This window comes from Paraburkholderia sp. BL6669N2, from assembly GCF_003387275.1.
Lineage (GTDB): Bacteria > Pseudomonadota > Gammaproteobacteria > Burkholderiales > Burkholderiaceae > Paraburkholderia.
In genome coordinates this window covers 1,606,949-1,626,955 of record NZ_QUNA01000002.1, presented here as the reverse complement: position 1 = coordinate 1,626,955, position 20,007 = coordinate 1,606,949, and the positions used below count along the sequence as shown (strand labels likewise).

The window sequence follows — 20,007 nt, the reverse complement described above, 5'->3', positions numbered from 1 at the left end:
ATATGCATTTGCTGCGCACCACGCCGGGCGGTTTTGTCGACGACACGCAAGGCGTGATCCGGATCGATCAGCAGCCCGCGGATATCGTGGTGCTCAGCTCCGCCGATACCACGCTGTCGCTGCTGGCGAGCGTTTTTCCGCGGCTGGGCGAAGGCTTTCCGAGCGTGCGGCTCGCGAACGTCACGTATTTGCGGCAACCGGCGTCGGTGGATTTTTATCTCGAAGACGTCTTGCAGCATGCGCGCGTGGTGGTGGTCGATCATCTGGGCGGCGAAGCGTATTGGCCTTACGGCATCGAGCAGGTGGTGGCGCTCGCCGAGCGCAAGCAGCAGACGCTCGCGATGTTCTCCGGTGATCTGCAGGAGGATCCGAACCTGCTCGCGCGCAGCACGGCAAGCGCGGATCTGTGCCATCAACTGTGGCGCTATCTGCGCGAAGGCGGCCCGCAAAATGCCGAGGCGTTCCTGCGCTGTATCGCCCACCGCGCCTTCGGCTGGGGACGCGAACCTGCGCCGCCGCGCGCGTTGCCCGCCGCCACGCTCTACCATCCGGAACGCGATATGCCGACCATGGCCGACTGGCAGTCGCGCTGGAAACCGGGAGCGCCGGTCGCGGCGATCCTGTTTTACAAGGCGCATCTGAAGGCCGCCAACACGGCCGTGTTCGACGCGCTGATCGACGCGCTCGAATCGCAAGGTCTGAATCCGCTGCCGATCGCGATTACCTCGCTGAAAGATGCGATGAGCCGCGACGTCGTGCAATCGCTGTGCGCGCAGCACGAGGTGGCGCTGGTGCTGAATACGACCGCATTCGCCGCGTCCGCGATCGACGACCCCGAGCCGCTCGCGCTCGCCGGCGACGCCCCGGTGCTCCAGGTGATCCTGAGCGGCGGCAATCGCGACGATTGGGTCAAGGACAATCAGGGTCTCAATTCGCGCGATATCGCCATGCATATCGCGCTGCCGGAAGTGGACGGCCGCATCATCACGCGCGCGATCAGTTTCAAGGGACTCGCGTACCGCTGTGGGCATACTCAGGTCGACGTGGTGCGTTATCAGCCTGACCTTGAACGCGTGGGCTTTCTCGCCGAACTGAGCCGCCGCTGGTGCCGTTTGCGTTCACTCGATAACGCGGACAAGAAACTCGCGCTGATCCTCGCCAACTATCCGATGAGCGAAGGGCGCATCGGCAATGGCGTGGGACTCGATACGCCGGCTTCGGTAGTCGGCATTCTGTCGATGCTGCGCGACGAAGGTTATCGTCTCGCCGATTTGCCCTCGGGCGGCGACGCGTTGCTGAAAAAGCTCACCGAAGGCGTGACCAACGATCCGGTCGTGCGCGATCTGCGTCCCGCGCTGCAAAGCCTCGCACTCGACGACTATCTCGCGCACTTCAACGCGTTGCCCGCCGAAACGCGTCAGGCGTTGAACGCGCGCTGGGGCGCGCCAGACCAGGACCCGACGCTGCGACGCGGCCGCTTCATGATCGCGGGCTGGCGTTGCGGACAGGTGTTCGTCGGCATTCAACCGTCGCGTTCGCGCGAGCAGGGCGACTACGCGAGCTATCACGACGCCGAACTCGTGCCGCCGCATGCGTATCTGGCGTTCTATTTCTGGTTGCGTCACCACTTTGGTATCGACGCAATCGTGCATGTCGGCAAGCACGGCAATCTCGAATGGCTGCCCGGCAAAAGCGTCGCGTTGAGCGACACCTGCTGGCCCGATCTGATTCTCGGGCCGATGCCGCATCTGTATCCATTCATCGTCAACGATCCGGGCGAGGGCAGCCAGGCGAAACGCCGCGCACAGGCTGTCATCATCGATCATTTGATGCCGCCGCTCACGCGCGCCGAAAGCTACGGGCCTTTGCAGGACCTGGAGCGGCAGGTCGACGAATATTATGAAGCGCTGATGGTCGACCCGCGCCGCTCGAAGCTGTTGCGGCGCACGATTCTGGCGACCATCGTCGACCATAAGCTGCATGAGGAACTGAGTCTCGCCGCACCGAACGGACAGGACGACGAAGACGCGCTGCTCACGCGCGTCGATGCGTGGCTGTGCGAGTTGAAGGAAGCGCAGATTCGCGATGGTTTGCATACGTTCGGGCAATCGCCCGATGGCGTGCAGCGACGCGATACGTTGCTGGCATTGGGGCGTTTTCCTGTCGGTGACGGGCAAGGCGGCAAGGCCGGCTTGATCGATGCACTGGCGCGTGATCTGCAGATGGATCATCTGTTCGATCCGTTGTCGGTGGATTGGGCGGCGGTGTGGGACGGTCCGCGTCCCGATGTACTTCAGCGTGTGAGCGATGCGCCGTGGCGGCACTGTGGCGATACGCGTGAGCGGCTGGAGTTGCTGGCGGCTGAGTTGCTGCGAGACGTGTGCGGAGATCGAACGCAAGCATCGGTAACCACGATGGCCGCCGGCTTGCCGCAAGCGGAGCAAGTGATCGAACGTCTGCGTAACGACGTGCTGCCGCGGCTCGACGCCTGCGGTCCGCAGGAAATGCTTCAGCTAAAGCGCGGCCTCGAAGGCCGTTTCGTGCCGCCCGGGCCGAGCGGTTCGCCGTCGCGCGGCCGGCCCGACGTGCTGCCCACCGGCCGCAACTTCTATTCCGTCGACACGCGTGCGGTTCCCACGCAGGCCGCCTGGTCGCTCGGCTTGAAATCCGCCCAGCAACTGATCGAACGGCATTTGCAGGAGAAGGGCGACTATCCGCGCGCCATCGGTCTGTCCGTCTGGGGCACCGCGACCATGCGCACCGGTGGCGACGATATCGCCCAGGCGCTCGCGTTGCTCGGCGTGCGGCCGAAGTGGGCGCCGGGCAGCCATCGCGTGACCGATTTTGAAATTATGCCGATCGAGGCGTTCGACCGGCCGCGAATCGACGTCACGTTGCGGGTGTCCGGTTTCTTCCGCGATGCCTTCGCCAACGTCATGCATTTATTCGACGCCGCCGTGCAAGCCGTCGCCGAACTCGACGAACCCGAGGACCTGAATCCGATTCGCGCGCGCGTGCTGCGCGAACGCGATGCGCTGATCGCGCGCGGCATGGACGCCGCCGAAGCGCGCAAGCGCGCCGGCTGGCGCGTGTTCAGTGCGCGGCCCGGCGCCTACGGCGCGGGTCTGCAGGACATGATCGACTCGCGGCAATGGCAAACCGACGCCGATCTCGCGAACGCGTATCAGGCGTGGGGCGGCTACGCGTACACGCAAAAGAGCGCGGGCGAAGAAGCGCGTCACGCGTTCGGCGCGCGTCTCGCTGCAATGGACGTGGTGCTGCAGAACCAGGACAACCGCGAGCACGACCTGCTCGATTCGAACGATTACTACCAGTTCCAGGGCGGCATGGTCGCCGCGGTGCGGCATCTGGCCGGCGATCAGCCGAGCGTGTATCACGCCGACCACAGCAATCCTGCGGCGCCGCGCGTGCGTACGCTGCATGAGGAGATCGCGCGGGTGATCCGCTCGCGCGTGGTCAACCCGAAATGGCTGGATGGCGTGAAGCGTCATGGGTACAAGGGCGCGGCCGAAATCGCCGCGACCGTTGACTATCTGTATGGTTACGATGCGACGGCGCGCGTGATCGCGGATCATCAATATGCGCTCGTGACCGACGCTTATCTGAACGACACAGACACCCGCGAGTTCTTGCAACGGCACAATCCGCACGCGTTGCAGTCGGTCTGCGAGCGCCTGCTCGAAGCCATGCAGCGCGGTTTGTGGCAGGCGCCCGGCGACTATCGCGCGCAAGTCGAACAGCATCTGCTTGCGAGCGAGCAGCAGATCGAAGGGATGCAAACATGAATCCAGCGATGAGCGCGGCTGCCGCGCGGCCCGTTTTTCCCTTTGCCGCGCTGATCGGCCAGGCGCCGTTGCAGCAGGCGCTGCTGTTAGCCGCCATCGATCCGGGGTTGGGCGGCGTGCTGGTTACCGGGCCGCGTGGCACGGCGAAGTCGACCGCGGCGCGCGCGCTGGCTGAGTTGCTGCCGGAAGGGCAACTGGTGAATCTGCCGCTTGGCGCCAGCGAAGATCGTCTGATCGGCACGCTCGATATCGAAACCGTGTTGCGCGACGGTTCGGTGCGCTTCTCGCCCGGCCTTCTTGCGAAAGCGCATCGTGGCGTGCTGTATGTGGATGAAGTCAATCTGCTGCCCGACGCGCTTGTCGATGCCTTGCTCGACGCGGCCGCGAGCGGCGTGAATACCGTCGAACGCGATGGCGTATCGCATAGCCACGACGCGAGCTTCGTGCTGATCGGCACGATGAATCCTGAAGAAGGCGAACTGCGGCCGCAATTGATCGACCGTTTCGGCTTGATGGTCGAGTTGCAGAACTGTTTCGAACCGCTCGTGCGTCAGGCGATCGTGAAAGCGCGGCTGGCGTTCGATCTCGATCCGCAGGGTTTTCGTGCGGGCTGCGCGCAGCAGCAGGCGGCCTATGTCGAGCGGATTCGAGTGGCGCGCGAAGCGCTGCCGCAGCTCGCATTCGACGACGCCGTGCATGCGCATGTGAGCGCGCTGTGCATCGACGCCGCCGTGGACGGTTTGCGCGCCGATCTCGTGATGCTGCGCGCGGCGCGTGCGTTGGCGGCGCTCGAACAGGCGGCTACGGTGACGGCGGAGCATGTCGATCGGGTGGCTGAGGCGGTGTTGGCTCATCGGCGGCATGTTCGCGAGTCGCCTGCGGCGGGTGAGACGCGTGAGAGTGACGGCGAACGGGAGGCGCCTGCCGGGAGCCGCTCTTCATCCGCGCAAGGCAATGCGCAGCCGGCCGCCGCGACCGGCGATAGCGACTGGGGCTACCTCGCGCCCGAGCCGGCCGCAACCACGCACGTCAAGGGCGTCATTCCGCTTAACGTAAAAAAACGCTGAGCCATCGGAAGGGCGCCGCCGCTGACTTGCGCAGCGGTTTTCGATGGCTGCAAGGCGCGGGCACAGCTGCCGGTCCGCGCGGGCGTTTGCGCGGCGAGCCGGGCAAGCGCATCGACTGGCCGGCCACACTCGGCGCGAAACGCCAGGATGCGCTGCGCGCCGGGCATCTGCATTTCGTGCGCGAGGCGCCGCGCGGCGGCGTGCTGCACTGCTTCGTACTCGATTGCTCGGGTTCCATGCTGGCCGGGCAGCGCCTCGCGCTCGCCAAGGGATTGCTGATCGCCTTGTTCGACCATGCAAGCGCGGCGCGAGCCGAGGCGGCGCTGGTCTGTTTCGGCGGCGCCGGTGCGGATGTGCGTTTCGGCCCCGCTGTGCCGCGCTGGTGGAACGAGCGGTGGCTGAGTCCAGTGGGCGGCGGAGGCGGCACGCCACTGACGGCAGGCGTTCAGCGTGCATCCCAGCTGCTGGATCGCTGCGCGCGCCGCAAGCCCGGGCAGCAACGCTGGTTGTGGATTCTGACCGATGGCCGCACGCGTGACATGCCGGCGCGTCCGCCGGATGCGGACGAGGTGGTGTTCGTCGATTTCGAGCGCGAAGCGATCCGGCTGGGCCGCTGCGAAGTGCTTGCCGATGCTTGGGGCGCGCGGCGCTTGACGCCGGAAGAACTGATGCTCATGGGCTGAGCGGCTCGCGGGCCGTGCCGCTCACGGGCGAGCGCTTATTTCAGGCCGTTCGACCAATACACCACATCGTCCTGACGGTCGAATACGAAGACTTTCATCGCCATCTGCTGGGCTGCATCGAGTTGATCGAGTTCGAGCCCATGCGTTGAAGGCTCGCCGGAGCCGCGGCCTTTCTGCACGTTGCGGATCAGCGCCGTGGTTTCGATCTCCATGTCGAGATCCTTCGACTTCAGGCGGAACGCAACGCGCAACCGGTCGCCGACGGCGCCCAGAGTCCACGAGGCGTCCAGCGACATGCCAAGCGCGCTGATGCCTTTCGCGAGTCCAAGGCCCTCATACGATTCCCCGCTTTGACCGATGCCAAAACGCACCGCAAGGTGCGCGCGGACGCGGATCGATTTGCGTTCGCGCAGGCGGCGGACCACGCCGGGCTTCGACAGCACGACGTAGTCGAACGGCGTGCGGCAGATCGCTTCAATCGTGCAGACGAAACGGAACACCGCATGGCTGGCGATCGCGACGATCTCGATGTTTTCGCCGATGCCCAGCGGGAAGATGCGGCCTGCGTGTATCGGCGGAGTGACGAAGAGCGAATGATTCGGCGCGAAACCGATGATGCGGCACGGGTGCATGGGCGCGCCGCTGCCGAGCTGCGAGCGCACACCGACCAAAGCACCGATTTCCAGATGCATGTCCTTGAGCGTCAGTGCGCCGTTGGGATCCGCTTGCGGCTCTGCTGGCAGTGGCGGTTGCGCGGTCGCGTCCAGTAAGTCGCCGCGCTGCGGACGGAAGTGCCCGAACAGGAATTTGCGCTCGTCCGCGGTCGCCACGATGGTGCCGCTGGCGAACAGCAGCGTGCCGTCGGCGTCGACGATCGGCCAGTCCACGGGCGCGCCTACTGGCACCTGCTCCGGATTCAGCGCTGTCGTCTGCGCTGCGGATGAGGCTTCCTCGACGTGTTCCTCGACTGGATTGTCCATGGTCGGCGGCTATTTAAGTGACGGGGTATCCTGGTTGACGGCTGGCGACTGCGAAACTTTAGTTTTTTGCGGTGGTGCCGGCGTTCCAGTTGTTTCGACGCTGCTGTCGGGTGTGCGCCTTGTGTCTATATATAGTGAGGAGGCTCGCTTGGCTGTTTTGACAGCGGGGAGGCGCGGCCGCTGATCGACTGGCTGGCCGTCGCGAGTACGATTGCCTCGTGAGCAGTCAATTAAATCGGATGGCTAACTAATTGGGCGGCGTTGTTGGAGCGGTCTGTTTCCGTGCCTCTTAACTTTTCGAAAAATATTGCGCGAAGGGGTTGACGACGTGTCGCTCGCTCTCCATAATCTCGTTTCTCTGCTGCTGATGCAGCGACGCAGAACGAAGCGGTGCCGGGTGGTTGTGATGTTGGCGACCTGCGGTGCGGATTCGGTGGTGAATGCGTAATCGATCTTTAAAAATTAACAGCCGATAAGTGTGGGCGCTTGATGCGCGACGCGCCGGCGGGCCCTTCGGGATCTGCCGGATGAAGCGAAAGTATCAAGTCTCACACAGTAATGAAAGGAAGGTTTTTCCATTGAAAGATGGAGAGATCATTCGTCAGTACGTTGAGTGAGCGACCGGTTCTTAACTGAACCGAAAAACAGTAACAGGTTTGAACTGAAGAGTTTGATCCTGGCTCAGATTGAACGCTGGCGGCATGCCTTACACATGCAAGTCGAACGGCAGCACGGGAGCAATCCTGGTGGCGAGTGGCGAACGGGTGAGTAATACATCGGAACGTGTCCTGTAGTGGGGGATAGCCCGGCGAAAGCCGGATTAATACCGCATACGATCTGTGGATGAAAGCGGGGGATCTTAGGACCTCGCGCTACAGGGGCGGCCGATGGCAGATTAGCTAGTTGGTGGGGTAAAGGCCTACCAAGGCGACGATCTGTAGCTGGTCTGAGAGGACGACCAGCCACACTGGGACTGAGACACGGCCCAGACTCCTACGGGAGGCAGCAGTGGGGAATTTTGGACAATGGGCGCAAGCCTGATCCAGCAATGCCGCGTGTGTGAAGAAGGCCTTCGGGTTGTAAAGCACTTTTGTCCGGAAAGAAAACCTCTGCCCTAATACGGTGGGGGGATGACGGTACCGGAAGAATAAGCACCGGCTAACTACGTGCCAGCAGCCGCGGTAATACGTAGGGTGCAAGCGTTAATCGGAATTACTGGGCGTAAAGCGTGCGCAGGCGGTCCGCTAAGACAGATGTGAAATCCCCGGGCTTAACCTGGGAACTGCATTTGTGACTGGCGGGCTAGAGTATGGCAGAGGGGGGTAGAATTCCACGTGTAGCAGTGAAATGCGTAGAGATGTGGAGGAATACCGATGGCGAAGGCAGCCCCCTGGGCCAATACTGACGCTCATGCACGAAAGCGTGGGGAGCAAACAGGATTAGATACCCTGGTAGTCCACGCCCTAAACGATGTCAACTAGTTGTCGGGTCTTCATTGACTTGGTAACGTAGCTAACGCGTGAAGTTGACCGCCTGGGGAGTACGGTCGCAAGATTAAAACTCAAAGGAATTGACGGGGACCCGCACAAGCGGTGGATGATGTGGATTAATTCGATGCAACGCGAAAAACCTTACCTACCCTTGACATGTATGGAATCCTGCTGAGAGGTGGGAGTGCCCGAAAGGGAGCCATAACACAGGTGCTGCATGGCTGTCGTCAGCTCGTGTCGTGAGATGTTGGGTTAAGTCCCGCAACGAGCGCAACCCTTGTCCCTAGTTGCTACGCAAGAGCACTCTAGGGAGACTGCCGGTGACAAACCGGAGGAAGGTGGGGATGACGTCAAGTCCTCATGGCCCTTATGGGTAGGGCTTCACACGTCATACAATGGTCGGAACAGAGGGTCGCCAACCCGCGAGGGGGAGCCAATCCCAGAAAACCGATCGTAGTCCGGATCGCACTCTGCAACTCGAGTGCGTGAAGCTGGAATCGCTAGTAATCGCGGATCAGCATGCCGCGGTGAATACGTTCCCGGGTCTTGTACACACCGCCCGTCACACCATGGGAGTGGGTTTTACCAGAAGTGGCTAGTCTAACCGCAAGGAGGACGGTCACCACGGTAGGATTCATGACTGGGGTGAAGTCGTAACAAGGTAGCCGTATCGGAAGGTGCGGCTGGATCACCTCCTTTCTCGAGCGAACGTGTCAGTTGCGTAAAAGCAATGCGTTGAGCGCTCACGCTTATCGGCTGTGAAATCAGGACAGACTCAGGGGTCTGTAGCTCAGTCGGTTAGAGCACCGTCTTGATAAGGCGGGGGTCGATGGTTCGAATCCATCCAGACCCACCAAAGTCTTGTCTGGTGTGCTGATCGCCGAGTTTGGCGACTAAGACCCCTGGGTATCAACGCAGGTAGAGATTATCTGTGCATGACTGGGGGATTAGCTCAGCTGGGAGAGCACCTGCTTTGCAAGCAGGGGGTCGTCGGTTCGATCCCGTCATCCTCCACCAATCCTCAATGCGTAGCGTTCTGTGCAAGAAGCAGAGCGTTGTGCATTGGCGATTGAGCCAGTCAGAGTGATATGAAGCAGAGCTTTATATCGGCTGTCGTTCTTTAACAATCAGGAAGAAGTAGTAAAGAGATTCACGAAAGCATACTTAGAGATGGGTGTGCGAGTAGGTGAATCAGGGTTGTGATTGTATCAATGTATGAAAAGAGAGATCGAAAGATCGCTTTTGGAATACGGCGCAACACGAATACTCAACCTGTAGCGAGCGTGGCGAGCGTGTGATTCCCAGTGGATCATGCAGGAGACACACCCGTTATAGGGTCAAGCGAACAAGTGCATGTGGTGGATGCCTTGGCGATCACAGGCGATGAAGGACGCGGTAGCCTGCGAAAAGCGGTGGGGAGCTGGCAAACGAGCTTTGATCCACCGATATCCGAATGGGGAAACCCGGCCCGTATGGGTCATCCGTAGCTGAATACATAGGCTACGTGAAGCGAACGCGGTGAACTGAAACATCTAAGTAACCGCAGGAAAAGAAATCAACCGAGATTCCCAGAGTAGTGGCGAGCGAAATGGGACCAGCCTGCATTCTTTATCTGAACTGTTAGCCAAACGCTCTGGAAAGTGCGGCCATAGCGGGTGATAGCCCCGTAGGCGAAAACAGATTGGAAGAACTAGGTATGCGACAAGTAGGGCGGGACACGTGAAATCCTGTCTGAAGATGGGGGGACCATCCTCCAAGGCTAAATACTCGTGATCGACCGATAGTGAACCAGTACCGTGAGGGAAAGGCGAAAAGAACCCCGGGAGGGGAGTGAAACAGATCCTGAAACCGCATGCATACAAACAGTCGGAGCCTTTGAAAGAGGGTGACGGCGTACCTTTTGTATAATGGGTCAGCGACTTACATTCAGTGGCAAGCTTAACCGATTAGGGCAGGCGTAGCGAAAGCGAGTCCGAACAGGGCGATTCAGTCGCTGGGTGTAGACCCGAAACCAGGTGATCTATCCATGGCCAGGATGAAGGTGCGGTAACACGTACTGGAGGTCCGAACCCACTAACGTTGAAAAGTTAGGGGATGAGCTGTGGATAGGGGTGAAAGGCTAAACAAACCTGGAAATAGCTGGTTCTCTCCGAAAACTATTTAGGTAGTGCCTCGTGTATCACCTTCGGGGGTAGAGCACTGTCATGGTTGTGGGGTCCATTGCGGATTACTACGCCATAGCAAACTCCGAATACCGAAGAGTGCAATCACGGGAGACAGACATCGGGTGCTAACGTCCGGTGTCAAGAGGGAAACAACCCAGACCGCCAGCTAAGGTCCCCAAATATTGCTAAGTGGGAAACGAAGTGGGAAGGCTAAAACAGTCAGGAGGTTGGCTTAGAAGCAGCCATCCTTTAAAGAAAGCGTAATAGCTCACTGATCGAGTCGTCCTGCGCGGAAGATGTAACGGGGCTAAGCAATATACCGAAGCTGCGGATGCACATTTATGTGCATGGTAGGAGAGCGTTCCGTAAGCCTGCGAAGGTGCACTGGAAAGTGTGCTGGAGGTATCGGAAGTGCGAATGCTGACATGAGTAGCGATAAAGGGGGTGAAAAGCCCCCTCGCCGTAAGCCCAAGGTTTCCTACGCAACGTTCATCGGCGTAGGGTGAGTCGGCCCCTAAGGCGAGGCAGAAATGCGTAGCTGATGGGAAGCAGGTTAATATTCCTGCACCATTGTTAAATGCGATGGGGGGACGGATCGCGGAAGGTTGTCCGGGTGTTGGAAGTCCCGGTCCTTGCATTGGAGAAGGCGCTTTGGCAAATCCGGGTGCGGAATTCAAGGGTGCGAGGCCATTCACTTCGGTGAAGAAGCAATCGGAAGTGGTTCCAAGAAAAGCCTCTAAGCTTCAGTTTAACAAGACCGTACCGCAAACCGACACAGGTGGGCGAGATGAGTATTCTAAGGCGCTTGAGAGAACTCGGGAGAAGGAACTCGGCAAATTGGTACCGTAACTTCGGGATAAGGTACGCCCCTGTAGCCTGACTGGCCTGCGCCAGAAGGGTGAAGGGGTTGCAATAAACTGGTGGCTGCGACTGTTTAATAAAAACACAGCACTCTGCAAACACGAAAGTGGACGTATAGGGTGTGACGCCTGCCCGGTGCCGGAAGATTAAATGATGGGGTGCAAGCTCTTGATTGAAGTCCCGGTAAACGGCGGCCGTAACTATAACGGTCCTAAGGTAGCGAAATTCCTTGTCGGGTAAGTTCCGACCTGCACGAATGGCGTAACGATGGCCACACTGTCTCCTCCCGAGACTCAGCGAAGTTGAAGTGTTTGTGATGATGCAATCTCCCCGCGGCTAGACGGAAAGACCCCATGAACCTTTACTGTAGCTTTGCATTGGACTTTGAACCGGTCTGTGTAGGATAGGTGGGAGGCTTTGAAGCGTGGACGCCAGTCTGCGTGGAGCCGACCTTGAAATACCACCCTGGTTTGTTTGAGGTTCTAACCTTGGTCCGTAATCCGGATCGGGGACAGTGCATGGTAGGCAGTTTGACTGGGGCGGTCTCCTCCCAAAGTGTAACGGAGGAGTACGAAGGTACGCTAGGTACGGTCGGAAATCGTGCTGATAGTGCAATGGCATAAGCGTGCTTAACTGCGAGACCGACAAGTCGAGCAGGTGCGAAAGCAGGTCATAGTGATCCGGTGGTTCTGTATGGAAGGGCCATCGCTCAACGGATAAAAGGTACTCTGGGGATAACAGGCTGATACCGCCCAAGAGTTCATATCGACGGCGGTGTTTGGCACCTCGATGTCGGCTCATCTCATCCTGGGGCTGTAGCCGGTCCCAAGGGTATGGCTGTTCGCCATTTAAAGAGGTACGTGAGCTGGGTTTAAAACGTCGTGAGACAGTTTGGTCCCTATCTGCCGTGGGCGCTGGATATTTGAAGGGGGCTGCTCCTAGTACGAGAGGACCGGAGTGGACGAACCTCTGGTGTACCGGTTGTCACGCCAGTGGCATCGCCGGGTAGCTATGTTCGGAAGAGATAACCGCTGAAAGCATCTAAGCGGGAAACTCGCCTTAAGATGAGATATCCCCGGGGCTTCGAGCCCCTTGAAGGGTCGTTCAAGACCAGGACGTTGATAGGTCAGGTGTGGAAGCGCAGTAATGCGTTAAGCTAACTGATACTAATTGCCCGTAAGGCTTGATCCTATAACAGGTGTGTTTTGCGATGATCGTCAGTGCTTCAGCACTGACGGGCATCCCACCCCGAAGGGGGCAAGGACACCCAGGTTAAGTGATCGTGTTGTGCCAGAAACAACACAACCCCAACAGCTTTACCCCTGGTGAGCATCACCAGAAACTACTTCTTCCAGATTGGCCGTATTGCTCCACGAGCAGTGCAGCAACAAGTCATGCCTGATGACCATAGCGAGTCGGTCCCACCCCTTCCCATCCCGAACAGGACCGTGAAACGACTCCACGCCGATGATAGTGCGGATTACCCGTGTGAAAGTAGGTAATCGTCAGGCTCCCCAGCAGCAGACAGAAACCCCACCCCGAAAAGGTGGGGTTTCTGCGTTTACCCCGCCCCCCATACACGGAAAAAAACCCGCCGTAGAACCCCGCCGTAGAACCCCACCGTAGAACCCCACCGTAGAACCCCACCGTAGAACCCCACCGTAGAACCCCACCGTAGAACCCGCCTTCACTCCCGCCCCATCCGCAGCGCTTTCGCGTAGCCCGTCAGTTCCAGATACGCCCGTCCCACATCCACACCTTCGCGGCTCACCCGCACTGCGCCTTCCCAGTACACCGCGCCCGTCGATTGCCGCGAATCGAGTTCTTGATCGTCCATCAGCGGATCGAGTTTCCACGTCAGCACACCGGTTTTGACCATCATCGAGACGGGATAAGAAGTGTTGGTGCGCGGCGAGCGCCATGTGCGAAGCGGCGTAAAGTCGACTTGATCGGGGGCGAATGTCGTCACCTCGCCGTCGGGTTTGCGAAATGCCGCATGCGCCCACACAGCGTGTCCATGGCGACTTCGTACCTTGAATGCCATCAGCGCAGAGCCGTCGGCGAGGTTGGCGCCGAGCCAATCCCAGCCTACCGCATTGGCGTCGAGCAATGTGCTCGACCATTCGTGATCGAGCCACGCCATTCCCGTCACAGGAGTCTCGCCATGCGACGAACCGCCTGCCGCGATCGGTCGAACTACGCCGCCAGTTACGCGCAATTGCGGCTCGCTGTAGTAATAACTCGCCTGCTCAGGCCGCGGCCCCTTGCGTGAATAGCCGCGTTCGCCCTGAATCAAAGGTGCTTGCGTCGGTGTCAACTTGAGATGCAGCGAAAAACCGTTCGCGTCCGCAACGACGTCGTAGTGACCGTCAGTGGCCCGAACCATTTTCCATGCGTCGAGTTTGACGTCGGTGTTGGCCGGCTTCGCATACGCCAGACCGAATCCTTGACGGGCAATGCGCTGCTCGTGCGCAAGATGGCCGAGCGCGGGATCGCTTAACGCGGCATGGGCAATGATCAATTGCGAAGGCGCGAAAGCACTCGGATCGGCGGCGTCATGCCCGGTTGCGGAACGGAAGAATGTGATCTGAAATCCGAGCGGCTGGTTATCCGGCGTGGTGAGCCAACCTGTCGCGTACCACCATTCGGTGCGAAAGGCCGCGTGCGCACCGGTGTCCTGCGGCAGGGCAATTGCGTGATCGGGTGTGACCGCCGCGAATTCGGGCGCCGCGGCGAACGCGGGCCAGGCAGTCAGCATCAAGATGGACAACACGCCGCGAATACGCGTACCTATGCGCCGATTCGCGACACGAGCGGACTCAACCGGCGGCTGGCACGACATCTTGCGTGCACTCGACATGTAGCCCGGCACGGTCTCGCCCGACGCCGCGCACGCCAGCTGCGGCCCACGTGAACGCAGGGCGGCGTCGGATCCGCCACTCGCGACAGCCCGGCGAGCCGACATCCATGACACCTCGCGTCCAATCGACCCGCAGCTCGGAATAGTCTCGCCCCAATCCGCGCCCGTGATCCGCAACTCACGTCGTTGCAGAGCGGTGCAATACCCGTCGGCGGAGGCCAAATCGAAGCACGTTCCCATCCAGGACACCTCGCGCCCAATCAACGCGTCCTTCGACATGTTCCCGTCCAAAACCACGATCCCCATCCGCGGATCACGCCGCCGCAAAACGAACCGTCTTTCCTCGCCGGCAAGATCGAAGCGCGCCACTACCGCCCGCATAACCCACCGCGCCGGATCGCGCGATAAAGCCTTCATCACCAATCCTCCTTCACGGCACGCACCGCATCCACCGACACTGCGCCGCGTCCCGCAATCACCGCCGTCGAACACGAGGAAGCGAGCATCACCAACGCGACGGTAGCGAGCGCTATCCATGGCACGTGCAGCGACATGCTCCAGTGAAACGACTGCGGATTGACGACGAACACCAGGATCAGACTGATCGCGAACCCGAGCACGAAACCCAGTGCTATGCCGCAAGCGGTGAGCATGCCGCCTTCGAGCGCGAGGATGGCGAGCACCTGCGAGCGCGTCACACCGACATGCCGCAGCATGCCGAACTCACGCGAACGAGCGAGCGTCTGCGCGGAAAACGTCGCCGCCACGCCGAACAAGCCGATCACGATAGCGACCGCTTCGAGAAGATAGGTGACCGCAAAACTGCGGTCGAAAATCACCAGCGTGCGCGCGCGGATTTCTCCCGGTAGCGACAAATCCAACGATGCCCCGAACGGCAGCGCGCGCAACCCCACGGCAATTTGCTCGACACTCGTCCCGGGCTGAACGGTGACGGCCACGTCGGTTGCACTCGTGTCACCGGTCAAGCGCCGGAAATCGGCGAGCCGTATCTGAACGGCGCCTGTTTGCCGCACGTAATCGCGCCATATGCCCGCCACCACGAACACGTGGCCGCGTTCACCAAACGGCAATCGAACGCGCTGACCCAGTTTGTATCCATACAGATCGACCATTGCTTCGGATACCCAAATAGGTGTTTCGCCCGCGTCAAATTCAGCAGGCGGCAACACGGCACCAGTCATTTGCAGATTCGCGCCCGGATCGGCCGCGTCGATCTCGCGCGCAAGCAGAGCGATGTCGGGCCGCGCAGGGTCGAGCGTCAGATGCGAAGTGCGCGCGAATGCGGCTGTTCTAACGCCGGGCACAGCCGCGAGCCGGCTCTGCTCGTCCAGCCGCAAACCGCCGGTGTCGCCGTTCGGCGCCACGCGAACATACAGATCGGCGGAAAGCAGATGAACCAGCCAGTCTTCAACGGAAACCCGGAAGCTCGCCACCATGATGGCCATCGCGACGATCAGCGCAAAGCTCGACAGCACACCTCCCATGGCGATCGACGCATGCCCAGGCGCGTTCGCCAGTCGCGCGAGCGCCAGCGTGACGGCCGCGCCGGTCCGGCGTCGCGCGGCGAAAACACGGCTCGCCGCGCCGAAGATGAGCGCGGTCACGCGCGGCATCAACGCAATCCCGCCGACCAGCAGCAACGCGACGGCCAGATAACCGCCAATCGGCGCGTCGAACAGCGGCGGCACCTGCGTCAGTACAGCGGCGGCCAGCAGACACAGCAGGGCGGGCCACGGTGTGGCGAGCCGCGCCAACGCGCCTTCTTCGGCGCCCGCCTTGAGCGCCGTGGCGGGCCGCGCACGCGCGGCTTCCAGTGCGGGGGCGAGACTGCCCAATACCGATACGGCCAGCCCGAGCATCAGAAACAACGCGCTCGCCCGCGGTTCGAAGCCGACTTGCGGCTGCACGCCGGGAAAGTAGCCGCCACCCAGATCGCTGCCGAAAAAATGCAGCGCACCGCTCGCCATGGCGTAGCCGAGCGCGAGTCCGGCGAGCGAGCCGAGCAGACCCAGCAACGCGCCCTCCATCAGGATCTGCCGCAACAACTGACCCCGCGTCAGGCCGAGCACACGCAGCATGGCGAACTGCGCGCGCCGTCGCACGACGCTCAGCGCCTGCGTCGAAAACACCAGAAACGCGCCGGTAAACAACGCCACCAGCGCGAGCACATTCATATTGATCCGATACGCGCGCGAGAGGCGATCGGTGCGGCTCTCTGCGTCACGCGTTTCGGCAATGACCCACTGGTTGCCGAGCCGCGCTTGCATCTCACGTCTGAAGCGCTCGCGGTCGACGCCGCGTTCGAGCTGCACGTCCACTCGCGAGAGCTTGCCCACTTTGCCGAACCGCCACTGCGCGGCGGCGATATCCATGACGGCGAGCCGCTGGCCCGGCCGTGTTCTCACGATGCCGCCCGCCATGCGCAAATGCACGATCGAGGTGCCGCTTCGCAGCGCCACCTCGTCGCCGGCTTTCACCTTCAGCCATTGCTGCGCCGCCGTCGAGAGAAACACGGTGTCGGCCGCGAGGGTATCGAACGGCTTATCCGGCGACGGCACGCCGATCAGATCGGGCGCAATGCGGCTCGCTTTAAACACGTCGATGCCGAGCACCGGCAGTGCGGCGCTCCGCGCGGGCACGGTGACATCCAGTGCGAGCACGGGGCTGGCCAGCGCGACACCGGGCTCGTTGGCGACTAGCGGATAGATTGCTTCGTCGACTAACGGTTGAGCGCCGCGCACCTGCAGATCGGCTTCGCCCGACAGACTGCGGGCCGCCGCGGAAAATTCGCTGAACGCCGCGCTGTTGATCAACTGCACGGCGTAACCGAGCGCGACGCCAAGCGCGATCGTTGCCATTGCAACCAGGGCGCGTCCGCGATGGCTGTGCCATTCGGCGCCCAGCAGCCAGCGCGCGAGAACGCGATGGCCGCGCAAGCGCGGTAGAAGACGGGAATCAGCGGACATCATCGGCGGAAGGCGTGCGGTTACGGGAGCCGAAGGTCAGGGCTGTAGAAGGAGGCGTCGCATGCAGACCGCCGTCGCTCAGGATCAGGATGCGGTCGGCGACGGCCGCGGCGGCTTCCGAGTGCGTCACCATGATCGTGGCCGCGCCGGTCGCCTTGCTTTGCGCGCGGAACAGGCCGAGCACTTCGTGCGCGGTATCGGGATCCAGATTGCCGGTGGGTTCGTCGGCGAGCAGCAGTTTCGGGCGATGTACCAGCGCTCGCGCAATCGCGACACGCTGCAATTCGCCACCCGAGAGTTGACGCGGAAAGTCGTCGCCGCGTCCGCCGAGGCCGACCGCCGCGAGCATGTCGAGCGCGGCGGCGGTGGGCAGTTCGTTGAGCAGCAGCGGCAGCGCGACGTTTTGCGCAAGCGTCAGATGCGGCAGCACGTGAAACGCCTGGAAGACAAAGCCGAGTTTTTGCCGCCGCAGGCGCGTCGCCGCGTTGTCGTCCAGGCGCGAAAGTGCGCTGCCGTCGATGATCACGTCGCCGCTATCCGCACTGTCCAGACCGGCCACGAGATTGAGCAGCGTCGATTTGCCGACACCGGAGTCACCCATGATCGCGACGAACTCGCCCGGACCGAGTATGAAATCAAGTTGCGCCAGCACGATGCGGCCCGCGCCGTAGGTCTTGCTGAGCCCGCGGCACTCGAGCGCGGGAACGACGCCTTCGTCACGTGGCATGCGTTTTCCGAAAAGTGTGAGCGGCGTCCGTATGGGCAAAACGCAGACCAGAAAAGCGCTGCACCGGCGCACGCACATCTGTCCTTGAACCGCCGAAGTATATTCGCCTTCTGTAAGGCACGCCGACGCCCCACGCGCGTGCCGGGGAACTCGCTCACACGGGTACCGTCGGTTTACTGTCCCGAACTTTCGGCACCATGCGCCGGATTATTTAGAGTGGAGGGTCCGAAAGTTTATGCTCGCGGATAAGCAAAAAATTTTCTCCGAAAGCTCGAAATGCGCGCCGCTACCACGTCAGGAACGAGCATGATCTATTCCGGCTCCGGACGCACGCCGAAGGATTGTGCAAGAGCTTCTAACTGGCTATCAACTGCTCGCTTTTCCCCCTAAAATCCGCCGCTGCAACCCGCGCCGGCGGATTTGTGCGTCTGCACATTTTTATCCATTCCGCAAGCCCAAGCGTCGCAACAATACATTGCCAGCGGCTTTGCAGCGTTGTTGCGCTGCAAAAGTATTCTTATCTTGGTAATCTCCCACCCTTGGTCATTCGACTGCGGGTAAACGTGTAGCGGCCAACCCCGATTGCACGTCAAATTTCAGCGAAATCCAGCCTACATATCCATTTCAATGCTTTCTATTTTGAAGGCGTTGATGCGGCGTTTTTGTACTTCAAGTTTCGATAGAGCACATGCCATTGCCTCTTCTTAGCCTTCTAATCTGGATCCCTATTGTCGCCGGCGTGGTGGTTTTGCGTGCCGGATCCGACGCGGCACGTGGTCGCACACGGTGGCTCGCGCTGATCGGCGCGATTGCGGGTTTTCTGCCGGTGATTCCGCTGGTGTCGAATTTCCGCAACGACGTCACGTCGATGCAGTTCGTCGAGAACGCGCGCTGGTCGCCCACCTTCGATATCGCCTGGCATGTGGGCGTGGACGGAATCTCGCTGTGGCTCGTCGCGCTGACCGCGCTCACCACGATCATCATCGTGGTCGCCTCGTGGGAGTCGATCACCGAGCGGACCGCGCAGTACTTCGGCGCCTTCCTGATGCTGTCGGGCTTCATGCAGGGCGTGTTCACCTCGCTCGACGGCATGCTGTTCTTTATCTCGTTCGAAGCGACGCTGATTCCGCTCTATCTGCTGATCGGCACGTGGGGCCAGTCGAACCGCTCGTATGCCGCGGTGAAATTCTTCTTCGTGTCGTTTCTCGGCTCGCTGCTAATGCTGATGTCGATGCTCTATCTGTACGGCCAGACGCACAGCTTCGACCTCGCGCTGTGGCGCGAGACGCACCTCGGCACGTGGCCGCAGGTCCTGATCTTCCTCGGTTTCCTCGCCGCGTTCGGCGTGAAGGTGCCGATGTGGCCGCTGCACACGTGGCTGCCTGACGTCCACCTCGACGGCCCGACGGGCGCCGCCGTGATGATCGGCATGCTGAAGCTCGGCGGCTACGGTCTGCTGCGTTTCGCCTTGCCGATCGCGCCGCAGGCCAGCCACTTCTTCGCGCCGATGATGATCACGCTCTCGCTCGTCGCGGTGATCTACGCGAGCCTGCTCGCGCTCGTGCAAACCGACATGCGCCGCCTGCTCGCGTATTCGACGGTCGCGCACATGGGCCTCGTCACGCTCGGCCTGTTCGTGTTCAACCGCATCGGCCAGGCCGGCGCGATCGTGCAGATGCTGTCGTACGGCGTGGTGTCGGGCGCGATGCTGTTGTGTACGGGCATGCTCTACGACCGCACCAAGACCGCATCGATCGCCGAGTATGGTGGTGTGGCCAACACCATGCCGCGCTTCGCCGCGTTCGTGATGCTGTTCTCCATGGCCAACATCGGCTTGCCCGGCACCTCGGGTTTCGTCGGCGAATTCATGGTGCTGATGGGCGCGATCCGCTTCAATTTCTGGATCGGCGCGATGGCGGCCACCACGCTGATTCTGAGCGCGGCCTACACGCTGTGGATGTACAAGCGCGTGATCTTCGGCGCGATCGCCAACGCGCGCGTCGCGAATCTCAAGGATGTCGGCAAGCGCGAGTTCGTGTTGCTCGGCGCGATGGCGCTGCTGGTGCTCGCCATCGGCATCAATCCGAAGCCGTTCACCGACGCGATCGATCCGTCGGTCGGCACGTTGCTGGCGCAGTCGGAGCGCTCGGCCCATCCGTCGGACGCGGCGCCGACTGGCGGCGAGGGAGGCGAGCATCTGCAAGCCGCAGTGCCCGCGCCGGCAGCCGCGACCGCCCGCTCGCCGGGCTGATCGGACGAGCGCAGCATTCACCTGGTGAGTGCTGCGCCGTCAATGCGCTTTTCCCTTATGGATCAAGTCTCTTTGCACGCATGACGCGCGCCGCGGCCACTCAGGCCGCGGCGCGTTTTCGCGCTTGTTT

At 61.2% G+C, this 20,007-nt stretch carries 8 protein-coding genes, 2 tRNA genes and 3 rRNA genes; 9 read left to right on the top strand and 4 right to left on the bottom strand.

All coding sequences use genetic code 11. The features are described 5' to 3' along the window. Positions 1-2 precede the first annotated feature (2 nt). From cobN to B0G80_RS29765, 3 genes are all read left to right on the top strand, one after another. Complete coding sequence (cobN, locus tag B0G80_RS29775; protein ID WP_116121544.1) at positions 3-3,806, top strand: cobaltochelatase subunit CobN; 3,804 nt, start codon at positions 3-5, stop codon at positions 3,804-3,806. Beyond that, positions 3,803-4,873, top strand: a complete 1,071-nt coding sequence (locus B0G80_RS29770; RefSeq protein ID WP_116121543.1) for an ATP-binding protein — start codon at positions 3,803-3,805, stop codon at positions 4,871-4,873. The genes cobN and B0G80_RS29770 overlap by 4 nt, the downstream gene beginning before the upstream one ends. Positions 4,874-4,959: 86 nt before the next feature. Further along, positions 4,960-5,556 (top strand): VWA domain-containing protein, encoded by a 597-nt coding sequence (locus tag B0G80_RS29765; RefSeq protein WP_116123761.1) that lies wholly within the window; start codon positions 4,960-4,962, stop codon positions 5,554-5,556. A 35-nt stretch (positions 5,557-5,591) separates the two neighbouring features. Here the strand turns inward: B0G80_RS29765 and B0G80_RS29760 are convergent, their stop codons facing one another. Next, positions 5,592-6,536: a flagellar brake protein gene (locus B0G80_RS29760; RefSeq protein WP_116121542.1), complete on the bottom strand. Its 945-nt coding sequence runs from the start codon at positions 6,534-6,536 to the stop codon at positions 5,592-5,594. Positions 6,537-7,194: 658 nt separating this feature from the next. Between B0G80_RS29760 and B0G80_RS29755 the strand changes: the two genes are divergently transcribed. The 5 genes from B0G80_RS29755 (at position 7,195) to rrf (ending at position 12,563) form a co-directional block, all read left to right on the top strand. Next, positions 7,195-8,725: ribosomal RNA gene (locus tag B0G80_RS29755) — 16S ribosomal RNA — on the top strand. An 80-nt stretch (positions 8,726-8,805) separates the two neighbouring features. Beyond that, positions 8,806-8,882 (top strand) — tRNA-Ile (locus tag B0G80_RS29750). 85 nt (positions 8,883-8,967) lie between these two features. After that, positions 8,968-9,043, top strand: a tRNA-Ala gene (locus B0G80_RS29745). Positions 9,044-9,361: 318 nt separating this feature from the next. Beyond that, positions 9,362-12,243 (top strand): 23S ribosomal RNA (locus B0G80_RS29740). Positions 12,244-12,449: 206 nt separating this feature from the next. Next, positions 12,450-12,563: ribosomal RNA gene (gene rrf, locus B0G80_RS29735) — 5S ribosomal RNA — on the top strand. Together the 16S, 23S and 5S rRNA genes with 2 tRNA genes alongside form the textbook arrangement of a ribosomal RNA operon. A 176-nt stretch (positions 12,564-12,739) precedes the next feature. Here the strand turns inward: rrf and B0G80_RS29730 are convergent. From B0G80_RS29730 to B0G80_RS29720, 3 genes are all read right to left on the bottom strand, one after another. After that, the gene (locus tag B0G80_RS29730; protein ID WP_258879237.1) at positions 12,740-13,810 is read right to left on the bottom strand and encodes a carotenoid 1,2-hydratase; all 1,071 of its coding nucleotides are present in this window, start codon (positions 13,808-13,810) and stop codon (positions 12,740-12,742) included. Between the two features lie 518 nt (positions 13,811-14,328). Continuing rightward, positions 14,329-16,902 carry an FtsX-like permease family protein gene (locus tag B0G80_RS29725; RefSeq protein WP_408968525.1) on the bottom strand — a complete coding sequence of 858 codons (2,574 nt, stop codon included), beginning with the start codon at positions 16,900-16,902 and terminating at the stop codon, positions 14,329-14,331. Beyond that, positions 16,889-17,626, bottom strand: a complete 738-nt coding sequence (locus B0G80_RS29720; RefSeq protein WP_116121541.1) for an ABC transporter ATP-binding protein — start codon at positions 17,624-17,626, stop codon at positions 16,889-16,891. Before B0G80_RS29720 ends, B0G80_RS29725 begins: the two co-directional genes overlap by 14 nt. A gap of 688 nt (positions 17,627-18,314) precedes the next feature. On the opposite strand from B0G80_RS29720, the gene B0G80_RS29715 reads away from it, so the two are divergent. Beyond that, the gene (locus B0G80_RS29715) at positions 18,315-19,877 is read left to right on the top strand and encodes a NuoM family protein (protein WP_116121540.1); all 1,563 of its coding nucleotides are present in this window, start codon (positions 18,315-18,317) and stop codon (positions 19,875-19,877) included. The last annotated feature ends 130 nt before the right edge of the window (positions 19,878-20,007 follow it).